Raw genomic sequence first — 25,015 nt, 5'->3', positions numbered from 1 at the left:
CGAAGCCGACCCGCTCATCGGATCGGCCCCTTCTCCGTCTGCACGACCCATTCAGTTCCGCGTTGGCTGATCTTGGTGACGCGCCCATAGCCCGGCACATGCGCTCCGATCCCGATTTGCAGCGGAGCGATCTCGTCGCCACTGCGATCGAGCTCGGCCAACATGGCGAGACCCGGCGAGGCCGCCTGCACGCGATATCGGGCGGGCGGCATGGTGGCGTCGGCGCCGCTCTGCGTCGACAGCGACGCCGGGACGACGCCCTTCATCCCCGTCGCCGGCCGAGCGGCGGGCGGCGGGCTCGCCGGTTCCGGCGGAGACGTCGGTGTGGCCTTCGCCGCGTCGAGCGAGCGTTGCGCCTCGCCGAGGTTCAGCCGGCGCTCGAAATCGTTCAGCTTCGCCTCGATCGCGCGCGCCGTTCTCTTGTCGCTGTCCTGCAGAGTGGCAATCTCCTCCCTGGTGCGGCGCAGCAGCGTCGAGAGTTCGGTGATCATGCCGAACAGTCTCGTTTCCATCTCCAGCTGCTTTTCTTCCGCCTTGATGGGCGCGTCCGGCGGCAATGACGCAACGCGCTTGACCCCCTCCTCTCTCGCCTTCGCGGGAGCTTCGCTCGCTGTGGCAGGCGCCGCGGTAGCGACGGGGGCGGCGACCGAAACGGGCAGCGCCGGCGGCGGCGCGGCCGTCGACTTTGCTGCGACGACAGGCGCGGCTTTCGGGCCTTCGGGAGCCGCCGGGGGCGCCGGCCGAACGCCGACCTCTCCGACGACAACTGGCGACGCGGCAGCGGGAGCGGCGACGGCGAGCGGCCCGCTCGGCGTCTTGCGGCTCTCCCGGTCTTTCTCTCTTTCGGGGCTCCAGAATGCCTGAACCTCCTCCGCGATTTTTTGAGGGGGCGCCGCCGCGGGGATTTCCAAGGTGGGCGCGCCGCGCTCATTCGGCGGGACGGAAGCGAGCTTCGACGCAGGCGCTATGAGCCCGGCGTCGCCGCCTTTCTCCATCACCCCGCCCTCGAAGGCTCCGCTGTTCGGCAAAAGAGCGACTGCGGCGATGGTCGCGACGCCGAGAGCCGCGAGAGAAACCGACGTCGCGAGCTTGTAGCGGTCGAACGGATCGAAGGCGTTCGTCCGCGACTTCTTTTCTGCGGCGCGCGGAGCCGGATCAGCCTCGGCGACGCGCGGGGCGTTCGGATCGACGTCCGCGCCCGCGCCCGTTTCCGAAAAAGGCCGCTCCTCCTTCGCCGCGGCGTCGATGGGCTTTCGTCGGGCGCCGAGGAACTCCGTGCGCATGCGCGCGAAGCCGGTCGCGATCGTCGCGGCCAGCGTTTTCTTGACAGAGCCCCCGTCCTGCTCGGACGCGGGCTTGCTCGGCGTCGTCTCGGCGTCCGGCTCCGGAAGGCCCAGCGCGAGCCCTTGGGCGTCTTCGCCGTCGACGAAATGCAAATGGGTGGCGACATCGCTCATTGGTTTGCTCCTACTTCGTGTTGAGACTCGCGGGATCGACGCTCGCCGTCTCCGGCGCCGCGACGACATTGGACAAGAAGATGACGCCGACGCCCGCATTGGCGGCGAGGAAGACAGTCGCGCCCTTCGGCGTTTGCTGTTGCAGCGTCTGTCCGATCTGCGCGGCCGCCGCGCCGCCGGCGATGCCGGCCTGCTCTCGGAAATTGAGCTTGCCGTAGCTCTGGATCATGCCGCCGAACGGCGTGTAGCCGATCGTCGAATTCGACAGCGCGATGGCCTGCCCGAGACCGGCGACGAAGGCGGCCGCCGTCGGCAGAGCGAAGCGCTCGATGTAATGCTGATCGACGCTGGTCGCGACGGCGGTCTCCATGCTGTCCGGCGCGATCACCAAGCCTTGCACGTTTATCGTTTGCCCGTGGTGCTCGACCGAATTGATCCGGACAATGAGCCGCTCGGTGTCGCCGAACAGCGCGCCGACGGCCTTGTTCTTGGAGAAGGTCCCGATCATTCGGTCGCCCGCCAGCGGTCCCGTGTCCGCCTGCAGGACGATCGGCCCTCCGGTGTCGGAATTGACCGAGAGCACCGTATGGGCGTAAACGCCGCGTCCCGCCGGGACCAAGACGTTTTCCGCCGCGCGTTGCTGTTGTTGCGCCGGCGGAGCCGAGCGCGCGCTCGTGGGGCGCGGCTCGACGCGGGTGCCCTGCCCCGGCGCGAGATCGTCTCGAACATCCGTCGCCGGCGCCAAGACCAGATCCGTGCGCGGTGGTCGTCCTTCCCACTGCTTGAACAGATCGCTCACAGCCTGCTTGAACTGCTCGTCGTTCGCTCCAGCGCTCGCGTTCGTGTTCGTGGGCTCGCTGGCGGCGATCTGCTCCACACGCGGCGCCTCTTCCTGTGGACGCTCCGGCGGAACGTAGATCGGCGGTGGTTCAGGAATCGGGACCACCGCCGGCTCGGGCGGGGGCTCCGACGCCGCGATCTCCTCGGGCTGACGCCGATCGACGAGCCGCAGCGGCGCGGCCGCGGGCAAAGGCGGCGTATAGGACGCCCCCGACGCCAGCGCTTTGTCCGCTTGGCTCTGCGCATGTCGCTTCAGCAGCGCGTCCTGCGCCGGATTGCTGTGCATGCCGCCCGGAAGTGGATCGACCTCCGGCATTTTGGCGACCGACGACTCGGGGAGAGCCGGATGTGAGATCGAAGAGACGCCGACGAGCAGCGCGGTCATCGACACGCCGACCACGGCGATCGTGACGATCCGAGCCGGACCGCCGCGCCCGCCTCGATTGAACCCACGTAGCTGCGACAGCAGCGGGATCTTGGAAAACAGGTCGGACATTCAATCCTCCGTCAAAGAGGCCGAAACGGTGCGTCCCTGATGGGAGAGCAGCACGACCGGCGTCGCGGGAAGCTGGTAGACGTTGAGGCCCCCTTCGGCGGCCTCGGACGCCGTCCACTCCGGGGAGATCAAGGTGAGACGCGTGCGCAGATAGACGCGATCTCCGAGCCGCCAGGCGCGCAGCTCGTCCGGTGAGACGCCGCGAACCGAGAGAGGCGTCGCCTCGGCCGGCGGAACGCCGTCGAGCATGGCGGTGAGGAACGGCGCCGCCGTATCCGGCGCGCTCGCGCGCACGGTCCCCGCCTTCGCGTTCGGCCCGCGCTCCGCCACCTGGATCGAAATATCGGCGTCGTAGCGACCGCCGCCGCCGATCAACAGAAAGCTGATCGGCTTCGGAGCGCCCTGCAGCGTCACCACGAGACCGCCGCGCGGCTGTAGCGACATCGGCGTGATCTCCAGGACGTTCGATCCTTTGGCCGGCGTGCAGACATAAAAGCCCGTAGCGGCGACCGCGGGACCGCTGGCGTTCTGCCCCGTGTTGCAATTCCCGCCGTCGGTCACGGCCGCGGGATTGCTGTTCGTGTCCCATTGGATCGGCCATGGCTCGCCAGTGCGGTCGAAGAAGGAGATCGCCGTCGGATAGCCCTTGACCGTCTGGATGATGTTGACCGCCTGCCCCGGCGCGAAAGACACGTTGACGCGCCGGCTCGCCGGCGCCGCGAACTCCGTCGTCGCCTGCTCCTGCGCGCGCTTGTTGTCGCCGAAGCGCTTGCCCAGATCCCGGATCATTCCGGGCGTCAGGGGAATGATGTTCGCGGCTCGATCGGCCGATCCCGTCGCCTGCACACCTCCGCCATCGGCAGTTCCAGGAAGGCTCGCCGATTGTTGCGCCAGGCACGGCGAAGCGCTCGCCAATAGGACGAGCGCCACACCAAATGATATTCGCTTGTGCTGCATCTTTTTGCCCTCGTTGCTATTGGCGAACCGCCACGAGCTCGTCGATCTCCAAGCCGTCCGGCCGATCCTCTTCGTTCGTTCTCGTGACGAGCGCTTTGATCACGAGATTTTGCGTGATGTTCTGCTGGCTGTTCTGGCAGGTTTGAACGATCGGAACCTGGATGCGGTAGGCGAGCGCGCCCGCGATCGTGGCGACTTCGCTGATGACGGCGGCGCGCTGTGCCTGCGCATAGCAAAGCAGCATCGACCGCTTCATCGTGTCGAAATTCTTGGTGTCCATCACGCTGGTGGCGAAACTGTTCCAGCCGCGCTTGGAGAATTTCCGGCTCGCAGCAGAGAGCTGCTGCGGATAATCATTGTAGTTGATGTTGTAGGGCGCGAGCGCGGCGCGCGTCGACCAGTCGAGCAGCTGCGCGTCGTCGACGATCGGCGTGTCGAGCGCCGTGACCTCGCGCGTTTTCCGTCCGTCGATCACGAAATATTTCGGGGTCGGCGGATGCGTCCACAGATACACGTCATGGACGACGAAGACCGTCGTCAGCAGCGACGCGCCGAGCGCGAGGCCGATTGATTTACTCAGGAGAGACGCCTGAAAATCCGGGTCGGACAATCGGCGGTTAATCGCGGCGTGCTCGTTTTGCATGAAACCATCCCTCTCGAAAATATTCGACGTTGACGATCATCGAGAGGGTGCGTGCGAATATGAAGCGACAAATTATCCTCGCGCTATGCTCGACCTCTCTCGCGGATCACGCACGATCACGCCTCCACGCAACGCACATCGTCGCGATCGTCGCGGTGGAGCGACATTCGCTTGCGCGCTTATTCGTGAGTCCCGCGCAATCGCGCACGCCGACTGACGCACAGCGCTTGCCGTTTGCGCGAAAGCATGCGCGCAAGAACGCCGCAATCTATCGGGAGGCTGGCGGCAAAATCGCCTAAATGTTCATGTCGAACGGTTTCGACAGGCATTTTAGGGCGCGCAGGCTTACGCCCCTGCGAATCTCGATGCCGGCCGCCAACGCACCGTCATGCCGCTTTTGCTCGGCAGCTTCAGCGTTCTTCGGACTCTTGCCTGCCGCTGCGTTGCGTCTTCTCTCGTTGCGCTTATCCACGACGGGGGCGCGATGATCTCCGGGCGCACGGAATATCAAGCGATGCGTCGCGCCAACCGCTTTCGGGGTCAGCACCTTCATGGCGTCTTCGAAGCGCTGCCGATCGAAGGTTAAGCTGCTCGCGCCCTTCGAACTGAGATGCACGCGTTCGAGATGACTGCTTATGCACGGAAGACCAAATCCGGTCGCTTCTTTTATCGCGGCCTTACTCATTCCGCCCAAAATCGCGACAGCCGAGGTGACGTAATTCTTCAGAGCGTAATGGTTCGTGTTCACATCGGGAGGTAGCCGGTTCTTCATCACGTCCTCGACCGCCGCATGCAATTCAGGATGCGTCTCGGGGGATAATGTCGAAGGCATCGCTTGTCGCGGAGTGCGTTGCTTTTTTCCTTTGGCGTCGGTGAGCGGCCCTTCGATTTGCGGCTCGGAGGGGCGATCGGAAGGAGACGTGGCGAACGACGAGTCCCCCGGTGTCACTTGCGGCGCTGGTATTTCCTCAGTCGTCGGAGTCGTTTCGGCCACGAGGCGAGCGGGAGAAACTATAGGCGTCAATGAGACGTCCAGCGCCGTCTGCAGCGTTTCCGACGTCGCATCCAGCGTCGGCAGTGCGACTGCTTCGCGGTTCGGCTGGCGGCGTGTTCGCTTCCGTTTTGTCGTCGCAGGCGCTGAGGCGTCGTCGTGCGTCGCCGCCGATGCGGCGGCGGATTTCTTTGGCGGCTTGGGCGTCCGGCGGCCATCGGCCGTCGCGACACGTCGTGTCGGCAGGCCGATGCGACGGCGCTTTCCATAGAGCGAACCCGCGGAACGCCCGAGTAATTCGGCCAAAGCCGGAATATGCACGCCGCAGGTCCATCCGACGATGAACAGCGTGTGATCCATCAGCGGCCACGCGTTCTTGCGCGGCCGGAATGGCTTGTCGAGCTGATCCAGGCCAATGGGAATCCCACGGTCCGAGATTTCGTCGAGGATGGTTGTTCGCGCACAGCCCAAATAGGCCGCGATGGCGTCGACGCCGATTCCGGCGCGCAACATTCCGTCGATGAGGCCTTCGGCGCCGGCCAATTTTCGGCCCAGTAGCGCCAAAAGCAATCCCGCCTCATTGGGCGCGGCTTTGAAAATGGATCTTTCGAATGAACGGTCGCAATCGAGCATGGCGTCTGCTCCGGTTCGTCCCGAAGCAGGCTACTCGTGTGTTATGGAATGTCAACCTAAAATGAGGGTTGGGCTTATCGAGGCGGCTTCCCTTTCGATCCCTCTTTGAGAAATTTCATGAGCTGTTCGTGAGATGCGGCCACTTTCTCAACCTCTTTGGTAAGCGCCTTGTCTTGCTCGTTGCGAGTGTTCATGAACTCATTCAGCTTATCGACCACATGCACCAATTGGTGAATGGAGCGATCCGTCGGAGCCGCTTGCAGTTCGGCGTCTGACAGCAAATCCTCGATCGGAGCCTTGAGACCAGCGGCGATTCGCCGAAAGACACTCAGCGTCATATTCTGCCGTCCGCGCTCCGCGAGATATATGTAGGCGGAACTCACGCCTGAAACATTTCCCAGATGCTCTTGCGTCATTCCCGCATCAACTCTCAATTTTTTGATGCGGCGGCCAATTTCGACCAGGAACGGATCAGACCCCAACTTCTCATCCGCCTTTTCGTTGACTTCTTTCTTTTTGGTCATCCTCGCCTTCCCCAGCGTCCAGAATTCGTGCGCCGCGACTGAGGGCATTCATTCTCCCTATCGGCGCCGGCCAATCCCTCGAAACGGCCCGCTTCGCTTCGATCGAATTCGGCGTTTCGATTTTCGCGTCGTCATTCGCGCACACCGATAACATGCTTCGCGGCTCACAAAGGAGTCATACCCCTATGCGAGCCCCGATTATCCTCCCAATCCTGCTTTTTATGACCATGTCGACGGCGGCCGACGCCGATTTCTCCATGTTGCCGTCGGAAAAAGGCGAAGACTCACCGGCGCCGCCGACTGCCGTCCCCCTCAGACGCGTCGAGAAGCGGGCGAAAATCCGCAAGGAGCCGAAGCCGATTGCGGCCCGCGGCTTCGGAAATCAGGTCCCCCTCTCCTTCGCAATACGGCAAATCGTCCCGGCCACGGTCAAGGTCAGGTTCACCCGCGAGACCGATCGAAGCGCCATCGTCGATTGGCGGGGCGGACGAGCATGGCCGAGCGTGCTCCGCGACGCGATCCATCCGCTCGGTCTCCGCGCCCTCGTTCGCGAGCGCGTGGTTTCCATCACCCACCGATAAATCCGTTCGTCATTCGCGCACAACGCTTCGATCCTGCCGTCAAGCGGAAAAGGAGGCCGAATGCCAGATCTCGTCACGACCCAAACTGGTAGCTGGCTCGATCCGAACCAGCTCGATCTATTGAGCGAGCTGCCCGAGGCGGCTCGTCGCGCCGAGTTGGATCCGAGCGTCGAGTCGGCGGTCGTCGCTCTCGGCGTCGCCCTGGACGACGCCGCGGCGTTCGACCCGCCAGGTCTTGCACGATGCATTCGGACCGATCCGGCTCGAACCTTGTTCCAGTCCGTGCTCGCGCAGCTCGGGAGCGAGCGTCTCCTGCGCATGCTCGATTGGTTGACGGAGCCCGACAAGCCGAACCGCAAGGTGATACTCACCGCTCTCTTCGCGCCTGAGGCGGGAGACGCCTCCGACGCGATCCGTAGAGCGACGCGTTTCGCGAGCAAAAACGCGCTGCTTCGTCGCATCATCGCTCAAACTCGGGTGCGCACTCTCATGCTCTGCGTGATGGAGCGCCATCGAAACAAATTCAATCAACGGGAATCCTATCGATGAAACGCACGATCATCTCGGCGACTATTTCGATCGCCCTCTCCACCGCCACCCTCGCGCAAACCGCGCCGCCGTCCGGTTCCGCCGGCGCCTGCGGCACGCTCTACCAGCAGGCCGCCAGCGCCGCGTCGGCGCGCATCGCGGCGGACGACAAGGACATTGCACCGCCCCAAACCGTCAAGTCGCTCACCTGTCTCGACAACATTCTGAAGGGCGTCGGCCTCAATGTCGTGGTCAATCTCCTCGACCCGACGAATCTTTTCAACGCCATCGAAGGTCAGCTCTGCAACGCCGTCACCAACGCCTGGAAGAAGGCCCTGGGCGGCGCGCAATGCGGCATCACGCTGAGCGGCTTCAATCTCGGCGCGTTCAACTTCGGCGGCAATCTCGGCGGTGGTCTTTCCTGCCCGAAGCTGAGCTTCGGCGGCGGAGGGCCGCCCATGGGCTACATCGGAATCGGCGGCGCCGGCGGCAGCGGCAGTCTCTACGTCAATGGCTCCGGCCGGGCGCCGACCGGATACTCGCTACCCAACACGATGGGCCTCTGGTGAGGAGCAAATCCAATGAACAAGACCTCTCATCTTCTTTCGGCGACGACGGGCGTCGTCATCGGAGCCATCGTCTTCGGCGCGGCTCCCGCAAATGCGCAATTGGCGGTAATCGATGCGACGTCGATCGCCGTTCAGCAGGCGCTGCAAAAGCTTCAAGATCAAGCCAACAATTTCTTGAACACGATCACGGGTCAGCTCGGTCTGAATGGTCCGCTCGCGAGCCTTCTCGGCTCCAACAGCTATGGAGACGTGACCACCCTGCTCCGCCAGGGGTTCACGCAAAACGCCAATTACTCGAAGGCGCAGATCTCGGCCCAGCGACAGATCGCCGACGCCTCGAACGCGGCCATGGCGAGATTCGAACGCGACAAGCGCAACGCCGTGATCCGCGACGAACATGTCGTCAGCCCATTGCATTGCGCTCATCTCGACAATGGCCAGACGATCACGGTCGGCGCGGGGCAGTCGTGGAAAGTCGCCACTGCGATCCAGACGGTCGCGGATCAACGCGGCGAAGCGGCGAAGGGAACGCCGTCCTACTATGGAGCCGCCCAGGCTGTCGAAGCGATCAATATGCTGCACTATTCGCGCTACTGTTCCGCGGACGAAGCGGCCGCGGGCCTCTGCAGCGCGTCGCAACGGGAAAATGCCGATCAACGCGCCTCGTCGCTGTTCGGAACCGGGACCTATGACGGCCAGGACGGCGTCAATTCCGCCAATGATTTCGTCACCAATCTGATCCAGCCGATCGTGCCGACGGCGCAGCGGGGCGCGCAAATGACGTCGCTCACCGCCAAGGAAGCGTCGGTTCGGCGACGCCAATACGAGTCGCGCGTCTCGCTGGCGCGCAGCGTGCTCAACGAGGTCCTCGCCGCTCAATCGCCTTCGATTCCTCTCAACGCCGCGCAGAAGCAGCAGATGCAGAACGAAGGCCTTACGGTCGTCGACACGGGTTCCTGGGTGCAAGCCCTGCAGCTCGACGTGCATCGCCGATACAGCGACGTCAATTGGGCTGCGCAGCTGCAGAGCATGACGCCTGCCGCGGTCGAACGCGAGATCGCCAATGAGCTCGCGGTCACCAATTACCTGCTTTTAGAGAACTACCGGATGGCGATGAAGAACGCGAGCGTCAACGCCACGACGCTGGCGGCGGTCGCGGAACGCGACCTTCAAACCCTGAAGCCCGCCGTCGAGTTGCCGACCCCGAACCTCTCCAACTGATCGACCCATGCTCCCCATCGCACGAATTCATTCTCCACTTCTCTGTTCCGCGAGACTAAAATCCCATGCCGACCAAACCCGAGAATTCTCCCCGCAAGCCCGATCCGACCTCTGCTTCTGACGAGCGGCGCCTCGACGCGCCCAATGCGCAACATGTCGAGGAGCTGCGCGCCGAGTTGAGCGGCGCAATGAACCAACGCGAGCGCAAGACGATCGGCGAAGAGCTGGCGCGCGCGCGTGACCATTTAGCTACAGCCAGGTTGCTCACGCAGATCGAGGAACGCCGGCCGCAGATCGCGGAGCGCGACCCACGTCTCGCCGCTCGCATCGACAGCGTGGCCGACGCGTTCCTCGATAATCCGATCGAGCGGCTCCGCGATCCGAATTTCAAGACCGATCTCGCCTATGCGGTGCAGGACGCAGAAAAAATTGTCGGTCCGCTCCGGGTCGACAAGGTTCTTCGCGACCAACTCACTCAACTGGCTGCGTCGAGCCCTGGGCTCAAAAACGAGCAGATGCGCAGTCTACTTGAAAAGACCCAGACGCTCGACGACCCCGATCTGGTCCTGCGGCTTCGCGAGAAGGCGGCGGAAATCGCCGCCAAATCGAACCAGATGACGAAGGCAGTCCAAGGCGAAATATTCGCGCTGTCCTTCGACGTGCTGAACGCGCCACGCCGAGAGGCGGGCGCGCAGCCGATCGCCGGCCCGTCGGTCGAGCCCGAACGCCCGATCGCAGAGTCTCCCGCCTCTGCTGTCGCGTTGGCCGGCGCGCAGCCGACCGCTCCCGAAGCGGCCACGGAAACGCGGGGCATTCCCGCGAGACAGGCCGAGATCGACGCCTTCGATGATCCGAGGGCTGGCTCCCCGTCCGCGAGTTCCGATCACGCTGCGGTCGAGGCCGCACGGCCATCGGAGCCCGAGGGCTCGGGAACGGCTCACGCGGTCGCCGATGAATCGCCTCGCAATGTGCTGGCTTCCGCTACGCCGGCGGAGCCGAGCGTAACGTCACGCGACACGCCGGCAGACGAAACGGCGAACACGCCATCCGCGCTCGCGGATCGAAGCAAAATCGAGATCGCGGCTTTCGACGCTGGGGCTCCATCCGCGGCGCGCGCGTCGACCGCTTCTGAGCCTGCCCACGAGACGCCGAACGCACAGGCGAAGTCTCCCGTAGCTCCTTTGTCCGAAGGCCCTGCGGCTGCTTCGCGCGGCGCTCCGGCTCTCGCGACGCCCGCCAATGACGACCGCAATCTTGCTGCCTCGGCCGCTCGGCCCGGCTCGCCGGCGACGCCTCCCAACGCTCCGAAAACCCCGTCGTCGGAAACGCCGGACGCGGACGAGTCTGATCCCACCACGAAACATGAAGTGCAATTTGTGCAGGAAAAGCTCGTCGTCGGCGGCGTGTTCGGGAAGGCGCTCGGGGCCGTCGGGCGCTCTGCCAGCGCCATCGGGCGCATTCTGGAGGCCGCCACGCCGTCGTCACAAGCGGCAATGCAGCCAGGCGCTCAACAGCCGCGCGAGCAATCGGCGCGCGAGAAGCAGGCGAACACCGAAGACATCCAACGGCGTCTGCAGAACTTCGAAAACACGCGCATGCAATCGAAACGCGACGACTCGCTGCTTCATGCCGCGGATACGTCTGGCAGAGCGGCCCTCAACGCAATGAGCGCGCTTCGAGACGCGCCAGGAGCTTCGATCCTCAATCGCATCCAGGACGCCGCCGCGAATAATAGGGGCGGCATGAGTGCGGTAATCGAAGGCATGAAGGCTGGAGGCCCGTTCGAAAGCCTGACCAAGGAGCTCAATCGAGCGATCAGTGAAAATAACGCGTTCGGCGCTGCTTATGAGAAAGCCGCAGATTCGCTGGTTCGCTACGGGAGCGATCGGGAGCGAATTGTTTCGGCGCTAGGCTCCCATCCCAACGCCTCGAACTGGACCGAACATTTCAAAAAGCTCGACGCCGCTGTTGGTGAGGCTGCGTCCTCTATTCCGAAGAAAGAGGGCGACGGCAGCATGCTGGAGCATCTCGGCGAAAAGGCCCGCGAGATCGTCGAAAAAGTCCTGGAAAAAATCAAAGCCGTGTTTCACCGCGATCCCGAAGCGCGGCCCTCCCCGAGCCCGGGACCCTGACGGGCATTTTTTCGCCACCCGCGATTGCTCTGCCCAATTGACACGCGAGGACACCATGTCACGCCGAATCTTTCCCACTCTCTCGATCGCCCTCATCGCCCTGGCTTGCGGCGCCCCGGCGCTCGCCCAATCCGCCGCCCCGGCGGCTCCGAATTACGACGTCAGCTGGTCCGCCCTCGATCCTGGCCTGGACTGGGCCGCGGAAGTCATCAAGGCGGTATTTCCGATCAACGGCAGTAGCTGCAACGGCGGCGCGCAGTCCGCGACCTGCACCGGCTCCGCCGCCACGGTGATCGGCGAGCTGCTCGGGCGCTTCACCGGCTTCTCCATGGCTCTGGGTATGTTCTACGTTTGCTATTTGACCATCTGGAATATCTACCGCACCGCAGAGACCAGCAATCTCCTCACCAACGCGATGACTTCCATGTTCGTCGTGAGGATCGGCTTCGCCGCCATCATGATGTTTCCGATAACGTCCGGCTTCTCCATCGGTCAGGCAGCGGTCGTCCAAACCTCCATGTGGGGCATCGGCATGGCGGGATCGCTCTTCAAATTCGCGATCAAGGCCATCGGACCCGATGCGATGGTCATCGCCACGCCGATCGTCCCCGGCACCAAGAACATCGTTCTCGGCGTCATGGAGAACGAGCTCTGCCGGGCGTTCGTCAACGAGGCGACCGCCAATCCGCAGATCGCGCCGGCCCCGACGCCGACGCTCGTCTCCGGCTCGATCACCTGGGCCTATTCATTGTCCCCGGGCAATCAGACCGGCTCGCCGAGCTGCGGCACGATCACGGTCAACCAGCCATCCGGCGCGCAGCAGCCGATCGCCGGGGTCAACACGGATATGACCGCCAAACAGAAAGAAATTCTCCAGAACGTCATCACATCGGATATTCGTCCCGTCGCCGAAAGCGTCGCGAAAAGCTATTGGCAGACCAAACAGACTTCCGCGCTCACCCCGCTGCTCGCCGCCTATCAGAATGCGACCCGCGACTACACGCAGCAGCTCACCTCTGCGGCTAGCGACACTCAGAAGCAGCTACAGAACGCCATCAAACCCCAGGATGCGCGGGCCGGAAAACTCGGTCTCATCAACAACACGACGACCGATTTGTCGACGCTCGGATGGGCTTCGGCCGGTTCCTATTATCTGACCTTCGCCCAATTGAACGGCCGCACACTGTCCCTGCTCAATGATCTGCCGATCGTCAACGGCCCGAGCTACAGCGGATGGAGCAATGCGCTCAAGACCGATCTCGCGCCGCTCATCCAGGCCAGCGACAATTTTCTCGCGCAGCTGCGCACTTATGTGAACACGGCCGACGGCGCTAACCCGCCGGCAGGCAACGCCGACACATTCGGCAACGCCGCGGCTCGTGAAGGCGGCTCTTGGATCGAGCGCGTTTTTCGTTCGATCAATCTCAACGAGCCGCTCTTGAACTATATCGCGAACAGCATCTCTCCGACGTCGAACCAGTGGTCTGACCCCTTCGGCTCGCTCATCACGCTCGGCCAATATCTCATGACCGCGGCGCTGACCGCTTATGGGCTCGCGATCGCCGCGTCATCTGGAACCGTTCAGACGGGGGCGGCCGCCTTTGCTCTTCTCACGGGCAATTTCGCGGGTGCCGCCGCCGCCGCGGGACTCGCCACGGTCTCCGACGTCTTCAAGGCGCTGTTGACGCCCCTGTTCTTCGGTCTCCTGGCGCTTCTCATTCCCGGGATCATGATCGCCTATGTCCTCCCGATGATCCCTTGGGTGATGTGGATCGCGGGCGTGACCGGCTATCTGATCCTCGTGATCGAAGCGGTGATCGCTGTTCCGCTCATGATGGTCGCCCATATGACATTCGACGGCGAGGGCCTGCATGGTCGCGCCGTCCAGGTCTATGAGCTACTGTTCAACGTGCTCTTCCGGCCGGTCCTCATGCTGCTCGGTCTCTTCGCCGGCTATTTCGTGTTCTCGTCGGTCTCCTGGCTCATCCGCATAAGCTTTGGAGTCGCCGTGCATTTTGTTCTCGAAAGGGGCTGGTTCGTCACCAATCTGATCGGGCTCGTGGTGCTCCTGGCTATCTTCGTCTTGCTGCATATCGTCGTCGCGATTAAAGCCTTCGGACTGATCTCACTCATCCCGCATCATGTCCCGAAGATGCTCGGCTTCTCGCCGGCGAACCGGGTCGACATGGACGAGTTCAGCAAGGCGGCCGCGTGGACCGGCACCGAGGGAACAATCAAGACGATCAATAGATACGCGAGAAATCAACTGTCTGGCTCGGCAGGACAAAGCAGCGAAAGCGGTGTAGGATCGTCCACGACCCCCGCGCTGTCGGCTCCGAGGAAGCAGCTCACTGCCCCCCGTGATGGCTCGGCGAAAGGCGGAAGCGTGGACTCGACATTGAGCGCGCAAACGGACATCGGAGATCATAATAAGGAGGCCTGAGATGAGTGACGACGACGAACCCGGCTCCGGGAGTGGCCTCCTTTGGTATGCGGCGGGCCGTTCTAGCGGCTATTCGAGTGGTGAAGCCGATGGCTTTGAGGATGGCAAAAGGCATGGCTTTCGCAATGGCGAACAAGCGGCCCTGCGCAATCTCAACGCCCGGCAAGATGCCGAGTATCGCGCCGGCTGGCGTTCGATCCATATCAAAGATTTCAACGCCTGGATGGACGTCCTCAACAATGAGCGGAAGCGCAATGCTCAGCTCACTGTAGAGGTCGAATCTCTGCGGGAATCGCTGGCGATCTCGGATCGCCGGGGCGAGGAGCACCGCAGGAAGCTGTCGAAGACGCAGGATTTCAGAAGGGGGATGGAAGAATCTCTCTGGACCCTGCTCAAAGCGTCTGAGCAGGGCAAAGCTGGGTGCCCGGAATATGCCGAGCTCAAGTCTATCGTCTATCAGATGGTCGACGCGTGGTCGAAGGGCGAGATCCTTTGCCGCGCCGAAGCTCTCGGGCCGCGCATCGCCTATCTTTGGAGAACGCTCGACAGCTGACCCGTCCAGATAGAGCACCAAATATGCGCAGCCTCGTCGCATGATTGGCCTCTCCAAAGGAGACCACCATGCGACTTCTCTTTCTTCCCCTACTTTGCCTCTCCATCCCGCTCGCGGCGTGTTCCTCGGGAAATGTCCACGCCCCCGCCGATTACGACGCGCCTCCCGCACCCACCGTCCGGCATCCCTTCTACGACCCCTATGCCGCCTATGGCGAAGCCAACGCCACATGGCGGCCGCCGGTGATCGATAGGAACGGAACCGTGGTCAAGCCGGCGGAACCCTCCACCCAGGCTACGCGGCCCAACTACGAATCGGCGCCTTGGGCGACCGGCGCGGCGGGAGGCTCCCGCAACGCTCCTCCCGGCACGTTCTGATCGTAGGACGCACGCGATCGTCGGCCGATCGGCCGACTCGCGCGAGCGAGCCGGCCTCGCTCGCCGTTGCTGGCCGAATGCGTCGAGCGATGCGCGGACAAAACCTGCGCACCGCCCGAGCCTTTTTCGTCATGCTGGAGATCGATCGGAATTTGCTGGGCGCCGTGCGTTTCGCTTCGCCGGCATCGACGCCGCCGGCGATTTCGGCGGCGTCGAGTCGAGAATGCGAGCGCGTTTCAGCTCGGCCAGAATTGCTCGGACGTGGTGAGATATTCCCACGCCGTCGCCAGCCGCCGCGTTCTGAGCTGATAATTTTGCAACGCGCTTTGGAACGCTGTCAGAAACAGAAATAAGCAGAACGGCGCAAACTCCAGAACCGGCGCTATGCTCCAGGACGCCCATGGCGTGATCGCGATCTCGAATAGCCAGTAGGCGAAAAGCGCCCACCCCGCGCCGAAAAAGATATAGGCCGAAAGCGCGGTCTGGCGACGACGACGCTGCATGAGGTTTTCGACCTGCCAAACCTTCATGCCATGGAGAAACGCAGTCGCCTCGAGATCGAAATGGCGATCTTCATCGACTCTGAACCGCGCATCGCCTCGCACGCCACGACGAACCTCCGCGAGCAACCCCGACAATACACGACCACCATCGGCCACTTCGTGTTTCGGGAACGCACGTCCCGGTATGGAGCCGATCCACTTCACCCCGCTCCACGCTCGGTGCAGCAGCGAGATCCGTTTTGGTGTCTCCGATCGCTTCGGCTTCCATCTATCGCGCCGCATGGCTTTCGCTCCCTATCGACGTGATCACCGCATCCCAATCCTCCGGCAGCCCGTCGACGCGCCCGTCGGAACCGTCCTGCTTGCGCCAGATCACCGTCGGCGTCCCGCGCAGTCCGATCGCTTCGGCGATCGCCATGTTTCGTCGAAGCAGCTCTTCCGCTCCGTTCAAGGGCGGCCCGTTCAAATCACCACGCGACCAGGCCGTCGCCATTTGATCGGCGGGCTTGCTCAACATCGCCAAGGCGCTCTTGGTGCTTCGGCCTTCATCCTCGTAGTCCAGCACCGACACGGGTATGAACGCGACGAGCACTCTCCCGGCCGCAACGAACGGCTGCAACTGCTGCAGGGCGCGGACCGAATATCCGCACAACGGATCGATGAAGACGTAGATCCGCGGCGCTGCTTCGGAGCCGATCGTTCCGAAGGTCGCGCTATGGGCGGCCTCCAATGCCGAGATGGCCTTGCTGCGCCCAGCGCTGCTTACGGCTCCAGTCTCCTTCTCGCCTCCGATCGTCACGGTCGGCGCCACCCCTGGCAGCGGCGCGACTTGTTCGCGCGTGATGTTTTTTCCGCTCGCGTCCCACATTACGCCCGGGATCACCCGCTCGCTATCGGGCGTGACGTAGAACACCTGGAATTGTCGTCCATTGCGCACGAATAGCCCACGCATCCCGTGGCTTATCCCGAGCTCCGTGACCCGTGGCTCGCCGCGCCCGGCGATCGTCAGCAGCAGATCTGCCGACAAGTCGGTCTGCACGCCCGCGACGATCGCCTCGCCGTCCGGCGTGACCTGCAAGATCATGAACTCTTCGCCCTGGCGCGCGACCACCGCGCGCAGGCCATGCGCGCCCCCCGCATCGAACAGCTGCGCGCCGGCTTTCGCGAGATGATTGAGCGCCGGCGTCCGCTCGACGAGTTCCGCTGCAAGCTGAGAAAGTTTCGTTGCGCCGAGAGTCACGTTCGTGGCGCCCTTCGGCAATTCGGACACGGGCAGGCCTCCTGACCCAACCGCGTCATTCTCTGTTCCAGCCAATGATGTCCCTGGTTCGCCCAGGGTAAGCGTCGCGGCGAGTATGGCGGCGATCGTAAGCGAATGCCACTTCATGGTGGTCTCCTTTCGACCACCTGACGCTAGGTGACTCCTGCGCGAATATGAGCCGCTAAAATTCAGTTCTCACCGGTCGGATGCTTCTTTAGTCCCAGGAGACGTCGCTCCAGCTCGCGGCTAGTGTCTTGCACCATGATTGCCAACAAATCCGGTTGCCTGTCGCTGAAGTTCGCATATTCTCGATAGACCGCCGCTTTGCACATCACTTCGTCCTCGTTTTCCGGGGCGGTCGCCACGATCTGCTCAATCAAATGCTCGATATCTCGAATATCATCGACGCCGCGTCGTTGGTCACGCAGCTTTCGTCCCTTCGAAGCCCGGTTAGTGACTCTTTGACGAGAAAGCTTCATCAACCGGAACACTGTTTCATCGCATTCTCGAAGCAGCCTCCCTTGAATGAGCGCTTGCTGCTCGTCTTCCCGTAAATCGGTGGGCTCTTGCGCGGCAATCGTAACGCGCGGCTGCTTGCGACGCGGCAATGATGCGGTCATTTCGCGGCCCCTTGCTCGAATGAAATTATATTGCGTGACGCACGTAGCGCCTCCGCTTTCATCGTCGCTGCATCGAATTCGGCGCGCACGCAAATAAGGGATGAAAACCGCGCGCCGCCATCGTCACAGCTCTCGATCTCGAGAATACAGCAAGCTCGCCCCTACGCAATCCCCCGCGGCTCCTGTGTCAGGAAGCGTCGCCACAGTCACGCTCGCGTCGTAAGCTCCTTTCACGACTCAAGCCTTTTCGGCGTCCGGCGATCGAGCGCGTCGAAAATCCCGATCGTGTCGAGTGAGTCATTTCGTCGCACCAAAAAGTTCCACATCGGCTGCGGCGCGCCGCCGTTCTGCAACATTCGCGCAGAGCCGCGTCAAAATCGGCGCGCTTCGATTCGCGACGACCGCTTCCGATGCAAAACGACTCTGATGGAGACGCGGAAAAACGAAAGCAGGGCGACGCCGTTTTTTCTCGTTGGGATTTTCGCTTACGTTTCAGAGGCCGCATCTTGTCCGGCGCGTCCTCGTTCATCAGGAGCATTCATGACATCTTCCGCCATGTCTCCCGAAAAGATTTTGCGATCACTCACTCGACGCCATCTTACCGACGGGCGCTTGCCGAAAGGCGCTCTCAAAGAAGCTTCGCGCCGACGCGACGAGATGCTTCCCCTCTTTCTGATTGCGATCGAGAAATATCTTTCTGCATCTGCGAAAGTGCGTGCTGAAAGCCCCACTCCTGTGATGCTCATCTTTTTCGTTCTCGGCGAATGGGGCGATAAGCGCGCCTATCGCCCGATCGCCCGCCTGATCCGCTGTCCCCAATTCACCGATCGTGTGGAATTCGAAGCCGCGTTCGACGAAATCGGCCACCGCGTCATCGCCGCCGTGTTCGACGGAGATCCCGAACCTCTGTTCGACGCCGTGCGCGATCCGAAGGCCCACAGAATCGCGCGCTACAATATCCTCGTCAACGCGATTGCTATGCTCGCGTATCAAGAGAAGATCGATCGAGAAGTCGTCGCCAATTTCCTGGTCGACATCTACGAGCAGCTAGATGATTACCCCATCGTCTGGCTCGGCTGGGCGTCGCTCGCGGCGCATCTCGGTTTGTCTGAGCTTCGGCCGCTCGTCCTCCAGGCGATCGCGGCGGAGCGATTCGACGGATATGAGATCGACGAGTTCGACGCGGATTTGAAGCGTGCGATCGCGCGACCGGACACTGAGTATATCAATGAAGATTTCTCGCCGTTCGAGGGCGCATACGAGGAGTTGAAAGCGCATCTCCCGTAGTCCGTTGATGTCCCACCGTTTACGCGGACGACGAGTGAGGCCTTGGAACGACGCGCATGAATCGTTTGAACTTCGGACGGCGCATGACCCGTGCTCGGGCGGTCACGCCCCGAGGATCGTCAGCCCATCATCGAACAAAGGAGACTGAGCGATAGCGTTCGATATTGACTGCATTGAATTCGCCGCGTCCGTCGACGGCGCATGCGGCCGAACCGTTTTCAAACCAAACGATCAGGAGTTTCATCACGCAAAAGATTAGGCCTCCGAAACGTCGCCGCTCCGGAAGCCCCTGAACCTTCGCAACGTCAGGGAATCATTTCGGAGCATCACTGTCAAGAGTCGGCGCCGTTTCGGCGAGCGGATTTCTTTTGCCTGAACGAGAAAAGGCGAAGGATCGTGCAGACACATTTAACGACGCCGTTTGGGCGGCGGCCGCTGTCGCTCGCCATGGTGGCCACTCAGATTGCTACCGGCGAATTTGCGAGTGAGCCGAGCGGAACAGACGCCGTCGTCCACAAATGGCGGCTGTTTCGCTCCCTCACCGAAGCGAAGAAGCTGCTCGGAGTCACCGATCGGGCGCTGTCCGTCCTACACGCTCTGTTGAGTTGCCACCCGGAGACCGCGCTCGCTGCGCCGAGGAACGTCGGCGCGGCCCTTGTCGTCTTTCCCTCGAACAAGGAGCTTTCGCTCCGCGCGCACGGCATGGCGCCGTCGACCTTGCGCCGCCTTCTCGCATGCCTCGTCGATGCGGGGCTCATCATTCGACGCGATTCTCCCAACGGCAAACGCTTCGTACGACGACGGCAAGGACAGATCGAAGCAGTCTTCGGTTTCGATCTCTCTCCGCTCGTCGCGCGGGCGACCGAGATCGAGCGCCTCGCCGAGGAGGTGCGAGCGGAGGACAGCGCGACCGCGCTCCTGCGCGAACGGATATCGCTGATGCGGCGCGACATCGTCAAAATGATCGCGACCGGCCTGGAGGAGGCCATTCCTGCGGACTGGGAAGGCTGGCGCCGACAATATCTGTCAGTAGCCGGACGCTACGCGCGGTCTCTGTCGAGAGCCGATCTCGACGCCCTCGCGAACGAGCTCGCCGTGCTCGCCGAAGAAATCGTCACGCAGTTGGAAACGCGCGCTAAAGAAGGAAATATGAGCGCCAATGACGCCCCGAATGAGCGCCACCTACAGAATCAAATCACAGACCTGAATGATATTGATCTCGGCCGTCGTGAAGGCAGGCCCGAAAGGACCGAGCCGAGCGGTTCAGATCCCGGCGCCGCGAGAGCCGAGCGCAGTGATCCCTCCCTCATCCACGGCCGGGCAGCCGGAGAGCAGCGCGCGGCGCCACGCGTCTATTCGCTCCCAATGACGCTCGCCGCCTGCCCCGATATCGTCGATTACGCCAAGGGAGGGGCGATCGGCGACTGGGCCGACTTTCGGGCCGCCGCCGCGATCGTGAGACCCGCGCTGGGCGTCTCGCCCGACGCTTGGGCGCACGCGCTGGACGTCCTGGGCGAACGTGACGCAGCGATCGTCGTCGCGGCGATTCTGCAGCGTGGCGATGAAATCAAATCCGCCGGCGGCTATCTGCGCGTCATCACGGCGAAGGCCGAGCAAGGCGACTTCTCCATCGGGCCAGTGCTCATGACCTTGCTGCGACGCAGAGCGTCGAAATCCACGGCCTGTCGCGAAGCCGGCGGGTGATCGATATCACTACGTGGAAAATTGATTGGGCGCGCGGTGATGCGGCAGAGCGCATTTTGCTCGACCGCGTCGGCGGCGCTCCCCGGCGCCGGCGGCGCTTCGAGCCGGTCGCTGGTCGTCTCGAGACGCCATCGCCACGACAGCACGTCAGGGCGATGGCGCGGTTCAGAATTCCCCGAGCATCCGCGGACGGTGCTCGAGCGGACTGTCACTCATGCTTATACGGGAGGGCGTTGCCGACTCCGATTCTGCCGTTCGACATCAGCGTCGGCACACATTCGGATGCTGGGCCAGCCGGACTCACCTTCGTTCGCCAGGGGCGTAGGACGTCCTTGTGGATCCAGGCCTTTAATCCCTGACCTCCCCATATGATCTCGACGAAGCCATCGACCTCGTTCATCGGCCATTTTACGAAAGCGGCCACCCCGCTATGTCCAATCAGCTTGGAAGCCTCGGTCGGCGCCGCGAACACCGGAGGAACCGCGCTACGATCAAATCTCCGTTCTTCCGGGATGTAGACTCTGAAGCACTTATAGCCTTCGATCGGCCTCACCGAAGTGAAATCGCCGGCCCCTCCGGTCTGCGTCACCAGGAGGCTTGCGGCAAACATCGAGCTGAATAATGGTGTCATGATGCTTTCTCCTTCGCGTAATGCGGCTAATTCAGCACGGTCTGTCCGGCAGCGGGGCCGACGCGGTTGGCGATGGATTGCCGCCAGTCGCCGACCGTAGTCGTCGCAGTGATGCCGTTCGCCGCCATCGCTTGAGGCGACAAGCGGACAATCTCTTCGAGATTGTCGCTGTTCTTGGCGTCAGCCAAAGTGACGGAGGTCGCCGGTCCGAATTGGTAGTAACCTCGCACGTCGGTGAATGTGGGATCCGGGATGCCGTTCTCTTGGAGATAGGTGGCACCATTGTATTCGTATTGCGCTGCGCCCCAGGCTTCATTGGCCGGATCGCTCTTGCCGGCGAGGCTCGTGTCGATTCCGGCATTTGGATTATCGGCCGCGGCCTGATTGATCGTCTCCGTATAAGTCGCGTTGGTCATTTGAAACGCGCCCGAGACTGTACCAGTCCCTTGCACGTTTCTGCAGTTGGATTCCATGACGCAGGTGGCGGCAAGCGACGCGCAGCTTACACCGACCGTCGTCGCGGCGTCGCACGCCTGGCCGCCCCAAGATTGAGCGTTCATAGTTTGCAACGGATCGCAGCCGCTGCAAGCGGTGTAGTCGACGTTGCCGCCGCCGGGATTATTCCCTCCCCCGGAGCCGACATCGGTCGAGCCGGTCGGATAGGAGAATTGCGGCGCGCCCTTCTCCGCATACGTCGGATGAACCGTCTGTGGGAGCCCTCTTTCCGTAACCGGAACAGGATCGCCGGCGAAGGCGGGGACAGCGAACGCCAGCAAGAGAGCGACTGCGAGCCTCGTCACGTTTCTACGTGGCATGTCACCGCGATAGGTTGGATGAAATATGAATGTGGACATGGGACCTCCTTGTGTCAGAAGACGTCCCGAGCCGAACATGGAGGTGCGCGTATCTCTATCGAAACTTCCCGATCACGGGACGCTCTTGCAATGCCGGGAGAATTCGGGCGAAACTCTCCGGCGGCGCGTGACCTTCGCGGCGCCGCGCGATTGCGACGGGGACCGGCGCGTCCTGCGCGCTCGATCATAAGGAGCCGCAATCGAGCGAACCCGTTGGCCAGTCACTGAAATTTTCACCAATCTCGAAGACGGGTCCTAATGACCGACACGACAGAGCGTCAAGCAGCAGACCAACCGCGGCGCTCGATCGATAAGGAGGCGCAAAAGCGCTCCCATGCCGAAGTTCGCGCGCTCCTCGATGAATTGATCGACGCCTTCCCCGCCTGCTTCAAACCGCATGGCGCAAAGGACCAACCGCCGCTCGCCATCGGGGTGGAAGCGGACATCCTTCTCCGCCGGCCTCACATCGATCCCGACCGGCTGAGCCGGGCTCTGCAGGTCTACACCACCGGCCCGGAATATTACCGCAGCCTGATCGCCGGACTACCGCGCGTCGATCTCGATGGCGTCGTGCGAGCTGCGATCACATCCGATGAGATTCGGCAGGCAGAGCGCCTCCTTCTCGAGTTCGAGAGCAGAGCGCGATCCCGCAAGGTCCCGGCGAGCGAAGGTCATGCCGTGCTCACTGAGCTGGTGACGAGCTTTCCCGCCTGCTTCAAACCGCGCGACGTCCGCGGCCGGCCGGCGGTCGCGATCGGCATACACGGCGATATCCTCGAACGCCGCCCCGACCTCGATCTGGCGAAGGTGCGAAAGGCTCTATGGGTCTATGTGACCGGCCTCGATTATTTGCGCGGGATGATTCCCGGGGCGCCGCGCGTCGACCTGGACGGCTCGATGACGCAATTCGTTACCGAGCAGGAAGCGATCAACGCGAAACGCCGCCTCGCCTTTCTTCGCGATAGGATCAAGGCCGCGCGAGTGGCGGCGGACGAAAAGGGGCAGCGCGAGAATGTCGGTTCTCAATCCCCGATGTCTGCCAAACCGAGACTCGCCGCCGAAGGCCCTACCGCTCGACCAAAGTCCGCGCCGGACCGGGCCTCCGCGTCTGGCGCCACTACCTGCCAAGTCGGCATGGGGGCGCCGACATAGGTTGGCGGACGACGCGCCGCGAGCTGAGGGGCTTTTCGGCGCGGACGAGAAGACCGAGCATATTGTCGTTCCTGGCTGCCTCCCCCCTCGATGACGACGTGCAGGTCCGCAAGGAATTTTCTTTCGGGCCGAACCCGCCAAATCGTCGGCATTCCGAGACGGAGTTCTCAATCGGCTCTCGCCTGGGTTCGGATTGATGGACTCGACTCCGAAGGAACCCGGTTCTATCAATGCGATTGGCCCGAATGGTCGCCCCGGAAGGTTTATACTTTCGTTTCGAGACGGCTCTCTCGTGGACGTCGACGCTCTTCATTTCGGACTAAGGAATCGGGGATGAAAAGATAGCGATGGCCGGGACGAGCACTCCGATTCCTCGTCTGACCGACAGGGCGACCGAGCAGGCCGTCGCGGCGCTTGAAAGGGGCGATGTGCCCGACGCGCTGGACAAGCTCGCTAAGGCGATCGCGTTCGATCCCTGCAACGCTTACGCATACGCGACGCGAGGATTCCTCCACCTCGACCTCGGCGATCGCGATCGCGCGATCGCCGATCTGACCAGCGCCATCGAGGTGGATCCCGAAAACGCCGCTTGGCCTTCCTTTCGAGCGCTTCTCTACCGACGCTTGGACGATCTGCCTCGTGCCATAGCCGACCTCGACAAAGTGCTGGAAATGGAACCCGACGACAAGGACAGGGTTCTCGAACGCGGGAAATTGTTGAGCTTGCTGAACAAGCTCGGCGCCGCCATCGCCGATTTCACGCGGGCGCTCACGCTCGACCCCGGTTCCGACGAGGCCTATTATCTACGAGGGTGCTGCTGGCTCCAAAAGTCGCGATATGACAATGCTATAGCAGATTTGACCGAGTGTCTTCGAATCGCCCCGACACGTGTGGAAGCTTATGTAGCGCGCGGTGAGACGTTTGCGCGCCGAGCGGATCGACTGAAGAATAAGCCAACGAAAAGGCGTCTTTATTCGAACAGCGCGATTGCCGACCTCGATCGCGCCATCTCGCTCGCCCCGAGGAATTCCGACGCCTACAAGTGGCGCGCCTGCGCTCATCGCGCGGTCGAGCGCTTCGACGCTTCCATCGCCGATTTTACCAAGTCGCTGAGTCTATGCTCCGAAGCGGCGACCCCGGATCTCTACGCCGATCGCGCCGAGACCTATTACGCCAGATGGATAAAATCGCGAAGAGAGGAGGACTTCGACCTCGCCATCGCCGATTTGAGCGCCGCAGTCGCGCGCGATGACGATCGCTGTTTTTGGCACGATCTGCTCGTTGGGTATCATATCGATCGAGGATCCTTGCGTTACGGCGCCACGCAATATCACGCAGCGATCGCCGATTTCAGCAAAGCGATCGAGCTCGGCGAAAAAGCCGATCCCCATTTGGTGGCCCAAAGCTTCTTGCATCGGGGCGGCGCTTATTTTTTTGCGGGTCTCCATGATCTTGCCATCGCCGACTTCACCGAGACTCTCGCACGCGAACCTGGCGAGGTGGAGGCCACTCGCTATCGCGGCCGGGCATGGCGCGCCAAAGGCGATCACATCAGAGCCATCGCCGATTTCACGGCGGTCATCGAGCAGCGTCCTGCCGATCTCGACGCCTATCGTTTGCGGGCTTTGGCCTGGTTCGCGATCGGAGACCGCGCCGCGGCCACCAGAGACCTGTGCGAAGGCATCAGTGTCGCGGATCGAGGACCTCTAGAGACGCATCGGACGAGACGCGATATCGCCGAGGCCCATATGCTCATGTTTGCCGGGAGGACGGACGAGGCGCGGCAGCTATATTTGAAATGCCGCGGCGAATTGCGCAATGAGGATATCGGATATCTCGTCTTCGTGGCGCCGACGTGGGAGCAGACAATTCGCGAGGAATTCAGTGAATTCTGCGAGGTCGGGCTCCATCATCCTTTGATGGATGAAATCGCCGCCATTTTCCTCGATACAGTGCGGCGACTTAGTACAGGGGCTCCGGCGAAGCTCTGGTTGAGGGCGCAAACGAAGACGAGCTCGTGATGCCGGGCGATGCTGCGCAATTGATGCTCGTCGGTAA

General features: G+C 62.5%; 23 protein-coding genes. 11 read left to right on the top strand and 12 right to left on the bottom strand.

Features of this window, described 5'->3' with window-relative positions; genetic code table 11:
- Positions 1-14: 14 nt before the first annotated feature.
- The 6 genes from FMZ75_RS15690 to FMZ75_RS15665 form a co-directional block, all read right to left on the bottom strand.
- Positions 15-1,457, bottom strand: coding sequence for a hypothetical protein (locus FMZ75_RS15690; protein WP_166144092.1), 1,443 nt, complete (start codon positions 1,455-1,457; stop codon positions 15-17).
- Between the two features lie 10 nt (positions 1,458-1,467).
- Positions 1,468-2,793 (bottom strand): DotG/IcmE/VirB10 family protein, encoded by a 1,326-nt coding sequence (locus tag FMZ75_RS15685; protein WP_166144091.1) that lies wholly within the window; start codon positions 2,791-2,793, stop codon positions 1,468-1,470.
- Entirely contained in the window at positions 2,794-3,750 is a 957-nt protein-coding gene (locus FMZ75_RS15680; RefSeq protein ID WP_166144090.1) for a DotH/IcmK family type IV secretion protein, read from the bottom strand.
- A gap of 16 nt (positions 3,751-3,766) precedes the next feature.
- Entirely contained in the window at positions 3,767-4,393 is a 627-nt protein-coding gene (locus FMZ75_RS15675) for a DotI/IcmL/TraM family protein (RefSeq protein WP_142864553.1), read from the bottom strand.
- A gap of 295 nt (positions 4,394-4,688) precedes the next feature.
- Positions 4,689-6,017, bottom strand: coding sequence for a hypothetical protein (locus FMZ75_RS15670; RefSeq protein ID WP_166144089.1), 1,329 nt, complete (start codon positions 6,015-6,017; stop codon positions 4,689-4,691).
- 74 nt (positions 6,018-6,091) lie between these two features.
- Positions 6,092-6,541, bottom strand: coding sequence for a helix-turn-helix domain-containing protein (locus FMZ75_RS15665; protein WP_166144087.1), 450 nt, complete (start codon positions 6,539-6,541; stop codon positions 6,092-6,094).
- A 641-nt stretch (positions 6,542-7,182) separates the two neighbouring features.
- Between FMZ75_RS15665 and FMZ75_RS15660 the strand changes: the two genes are divergently transcribed.
- From FMZ75_RS15660 to FMZ75_RS15630, 7 genes are all read left to right on the top strand, one after another.
- Complete coding sequence (locus tag FMZ75_RS15660) at positions 7,183-7,671, top strand: hypothetical protein (RefSeq protein ID WP_166144085.1); 489 nt, start codon at positions 7,183-7,185, stop codon at positions 7,669-7,671.
- A complete protein-coding gene (locus FMZ75_RS15655) occupies positions 7,668-8,219 on the top strand; it encodes a hypothetical protein (protein WP_166144083.1) in 552 nt (183 codons plus the stop codon). The genes FMZ75_RS15660 and FMZ75_RS15655 overlap by 4 nt, the downstream gene beginning before the upstream one ends.
- Before the next feature lie 12 nt (positions 8,220-8,231).
- Positions 8,232-9,440 (top strand): hypothetical protein, encoded by a 1,209-nt coding sequence (locus FMZ75_RS15650; RefSeq protein WP_166144081.1) that lies wholly within the window; start codon positions 8,232-8,234, stop codon positions 9,438-9,440.
- A 260-nt stretch (positions 9,441-9,700) separates the two neighbouring features.
- Positions 9,701-11,572 (top strand): hypothetical protein, encoded by a 1,872-nt coding sequence (locus FMZ75_RS15645; RefSeq protein ID WP_207783468.1) that lies wholly within the window; start codon positions 9,701-9,703, stop codon positions 11,570-11,572.
- A 55-nt stretch (positions 11,573-11,627) separates the two neighbouring features.
- Positions 11,628-14,015: a DotA/TraY family protein gene (locus FMZ75_RS15640; protein WP_166144077.1), complete on the top strand. Its 2,388-nt coding sequence runs from the start codon at positions 11,628-11,630 to the stop codon at positions 14,013-14,015.
- Position 14,016: 1 nt separating this feature from the next.
- Complete coding sequence (locus FMZ75_RS15635; protein WP_166144075.1) at positions 14,017-14,568, top strand: hypothetical protein; 552 nt, start codon at positions 14,017-14,019, stop codon at positions 14,566-14,568.
- 68 nt (positions 14,569-14,636) lie between these two features.
- Positions 14,637-14,945 (top strand): hypothetical protein, encoded by a 309-nt coding sequence (locus FMZ75_RS15630; protein ID WP_166144073.1) that lies wholly within the window; start codon positions 14,637-14,639, stop codon positions 14,943-14,945.
- A 236-nt stretch (positions 14,946-15,181) separates the two neighbouring features.
- Here the strand turns inward: FMZ75_RS15630 and FMZ75_RS15625 are convergent, their stop codons facing one another.
- The 4 genes from FMZ75_RS15625 to FMZ75_RS21945 form a co-directional block, all read right to left on the bottom strand.
- A complete protein-coding gene (locus FMZ75_RS15625; RefSeq protein WP_166144071.1) occupies positions 15,182-15,730 on the bottom strand; it encodes a hypothetical protein in 549 nt (182 codons plus the stop codon).
- Entirely contained in the window at positions 15,717-16,835 is a 1,119-nt protein-coding gene (locus FMZ75_RS15620) for a hypothetical protein (protein ID WP_166144069.1), read from the bottom strand. Before FMZ75_RS15620 ends, FMZ75_RS15625 begins: the two co-directional genes overlap by 14 nt.
- Before the next feature lie 62 nt (positions 16,836-16,897).
- Complete coding sequence (locus tag FMZ75_RS15615; protein ID WP_142864541.1) at positions 16,898-17,329, bottom strand: hypothetical protein; 432 nt, start codon at positions 17,327-17,329, stop codon at positions 16,898-16,900.
- Between the two features lie 230 nt (positions 17,330-17,559).
- Positions 17,560-17,685 (bottom strand): hypothetical protein, encoded by a 126-nt coding sequence (locus tag FMZ75_RS21945; protein WP_255461820.1) that lies wholly within the window; start codon positions 17,683-17,685, stop codon positions 17,560-17,562.
- A 184-nt stretch (positions 17,686-17,869) separates the two neighbouring features.
- Between FMZ75_RS21945 and FMZ75_RS21360 the strand changes: the two genes are divergently transcribed.
- Positions 17,870-18,616, top strand: a complete 747-nt coding sequence (locus FMZ75_RS21360; RefSeq protein ID WP_207783467.1) for a DUF1186 domain-containing protein — start codon at positions 17,870-17,872, stop codon at positions 18,614-18,616.
- A gap of 396 nt (positions 18,617-19,012) precedes the next feature.
- Positions 19,013-20,320 (top strand): plasmid replication protein RepC, encoded by a 1,308-nt coding sequence (repC, locus tag FMZ75_RS15605; RefSeq protein WP_166144111.1) that lies wholly within the window; start codon positions 19,013-19,015, stop codon positions 20,318-20,320.
- 208 nt (positions 20,321-20,528) lie between these two features.
- Here repC and FMZ75_RS15600 read toward each other — a convergent pair whose 3' ends face one another.
- Both FMZ75_RS15600 and FMZ75_RS15595 read right to left on the bottom strand, forming a co-directional pair.
- The gene (locus FMZ75_RS15600; protein ID WP_166144065.1) at positions 20,529-20,951 is read right to left on the bottom strand and encodes a hypothetical protein; all 423 of its coding nucleotides are present in this window, start codon (positions 20,949-20,951) and stop codon (positions 20,529-20,531) included.
- 26 nt (positions 20,952-20,977) lie between these two features.
- Entirely contained in the window at positions 20,978-21,805 is an 828-nt protein-coding gene (locus tag FMZ75_RS15595; RefSeq protein WP_166144063.1) for a hypothetical protein, read from the bottom strand.
- A gap of 258 nt (positions 21,806-22,063) precedes the next feature.
- Between FMZ75_RS15595 and FMZ75_RS15590 the strand changes: the two genes are divergently transcribed.
- On the top strand, positions 22,064-22,957 hold the full coding sequence (locus tag FMZ75_RS15590) for a ProQ/FINO family protein (RefSeq protein ID WP_255461819.1): 894 nt from the start codon (positions 22,064-22,066) through the stop codon (positions 22,955-22,957).
- Positions 22,958-23,304: 347 nt separating this feature from the next.
- Positions 23,305-24,978, top strand: a complete 1,674-nt coding sequence (locus tag FMZ75_RS15585; RefSeq protein WP_166144059.1) for a tetratricopeptide repeat protein — start codon at positions 23,305-23,307, stop codon at positions 24,976-24,978.
- Positions 24,979-25,015: the final 37 nt, after the last annotated feature.

The sequence above is a fragment of the Methylosinus sp. RM1 genome (assembly GCF_011378635.1).
GTDB classification, from domain to species: Bacteria; Pseudomonadota; Alphaproteobacteria; order Rhizobiales; family Beijerinckiaceae; genus Methylosinus; species Methylosinus sporium.
This window is presented reverse-complemented; position numbering and strand designations above follow the sequence as displayed.

Bases quoted from the DNA above. Each gene is read 5' to 3' on its own strand.
- FMZ75_RS15690 (WP_166144092.1), bottom strand. From the start codon at position 1,457: ATGAGCGATGTCGCCACCCATTTGCATTTCGTCGACGGCGAAGACGCC.
- FMZ75_RS15685 (WP_166144091.1), bottom strand. From the start codon at position 2,793: ATGTCCGACCTGTTTTCCAAGATCCCGCTGCTGTCGCAGCTACGTGGG.
- FMZ75_RS15680 (WP_166144090.1), bottom strand. From the start codon at position 3,750: ATGCAGCACAAGCGAATATCATTTGGTGTGGCGCTCGTCCTATTGGCG.
- FMZ75_RS15675 (WP_142864553.1), bottom strand. From the start codon at position 4,393: ATGCAAAACGAGCACGCCGCGATTAACCGCCGATTGTCCGACCCGGAT.
- FMZ75_RS15670 (WP_166144089.1), bottom strand. From the start codon at position 6,017: ATGCTCGATTGCGACCGTTCATTCGAAAGATCCATTTTCAAAGCCGCG.
- FMZ75_RS15665 (WP_166144087.1), bottom strand. From the start codon at position 6,541: ATGACCAAAAAGAAAGAAGTCAACGAAAAGGCGGATGAGAAGTTGGGG.
- FMZ75_RS15660 (WP_166144085.1), top strand. From the start codon at position 7,183: ATGCCAGATCTCGTCACGACCCAAACTGGTAGCTGGCTCGATCCGAAC.
- FMZ75_RS15655 (WP_166144083.1), top strand. From the start codon at position 7,668: ATGAAACGCACGATCATCTCGGCGACTATTTCGATCGCCCTCTCCACC.
- FMZ75_RS15650 (WP_166144081.1), top strand. From the start codon at position 8,232: ATGAACAAGACCTCTCATCTTCTTTCGGCGACGACGGGCGTCGTCATC.
- FMZ75_RS15640 (WP_166144077.1), top strand. From the start codon at position 11,628: ATGTCACGCCGAATCTTTCCCACTCTCTCGATCGCCCTCATCGCCCTG.
- FMZ75_RS15635 (WP_166144075.1), top strand. From the start codon at position 14,017: ATGAGTGACGACGACGAACCCGGCTCCGGGAGTGGCCTCCTTTGGTAT.
- FMZ75_RS15630 (WP_166144073.1), top strand. From the start codon at position 14,637: ATGCGACTTCTCTTTCTTCCCCTACTTTGCCTCTCCATCCCGCTCGCG.
- FMZ75_RS15625 (WP_166144071.1), bottom strand. From the start codon at position 15,730: ATGCGGCGCGATAGATGGAAGCCGAAGCGATCGGAGACACCAAAACGG.
- FMZ75_RS15620 (WP_166144069.1), bottom strand. From the start codon at position 16,835: ATGAAGTGGCATTCGCTTACGATCGCCGCCATACTCGCCGCGACGCTT.
- FMZ75_RS15615 (WP_142864541.1), bottom strand. From the start codon at position 17,329: ATGACCGCATCATTGCCGCGTCGCAAGCAGCCGCGCGTTACGATTGCC.
- FMZ75_RS21945 (WP_255461820.1), bottom strand. From the start codon at position 17,685: ATGTTGCAGAACGGCGGCGCGCCGCAGCCGATGTGGAACTTTTTGGTG.
- FMZ75_RS21360 (WP_207783467.1), top strand. From the start codon at position 17,870: ATGACATCTTCCGCCATGTCTCCCGAAAAGATTTTGCGATCACTCACT.
- FMZ75_RS15600 (WP_166144065.1), bottom strand. From the start codon at position 20,951: ATGACACCATTATTCAGCTCGATGTTTGCCGCAAGCCTCCTGGTGACG.
- FMZ75_RS15595 (WP_166144063.1), bottom strand. From the start codon at position 21,805: ATGTCCACATTCATATTTCATCCAACCTATCGCGGTGACATGCCACGT.
- FMZ75_RS15590 (WP_255461819.1), top strand. From the start codon at position 22,064: ATGACCGACACGACAGAGCGTCAAGCAGCAGACCAACCGCGGCGCTCG.
- FMZ75_RS15585 (WP_166144059.1), top strand. From the start codon at position 23,305: ATGGCCGGGACGAGCACTCCGATTCCTCGTCTGACCGACAGGGCGACC.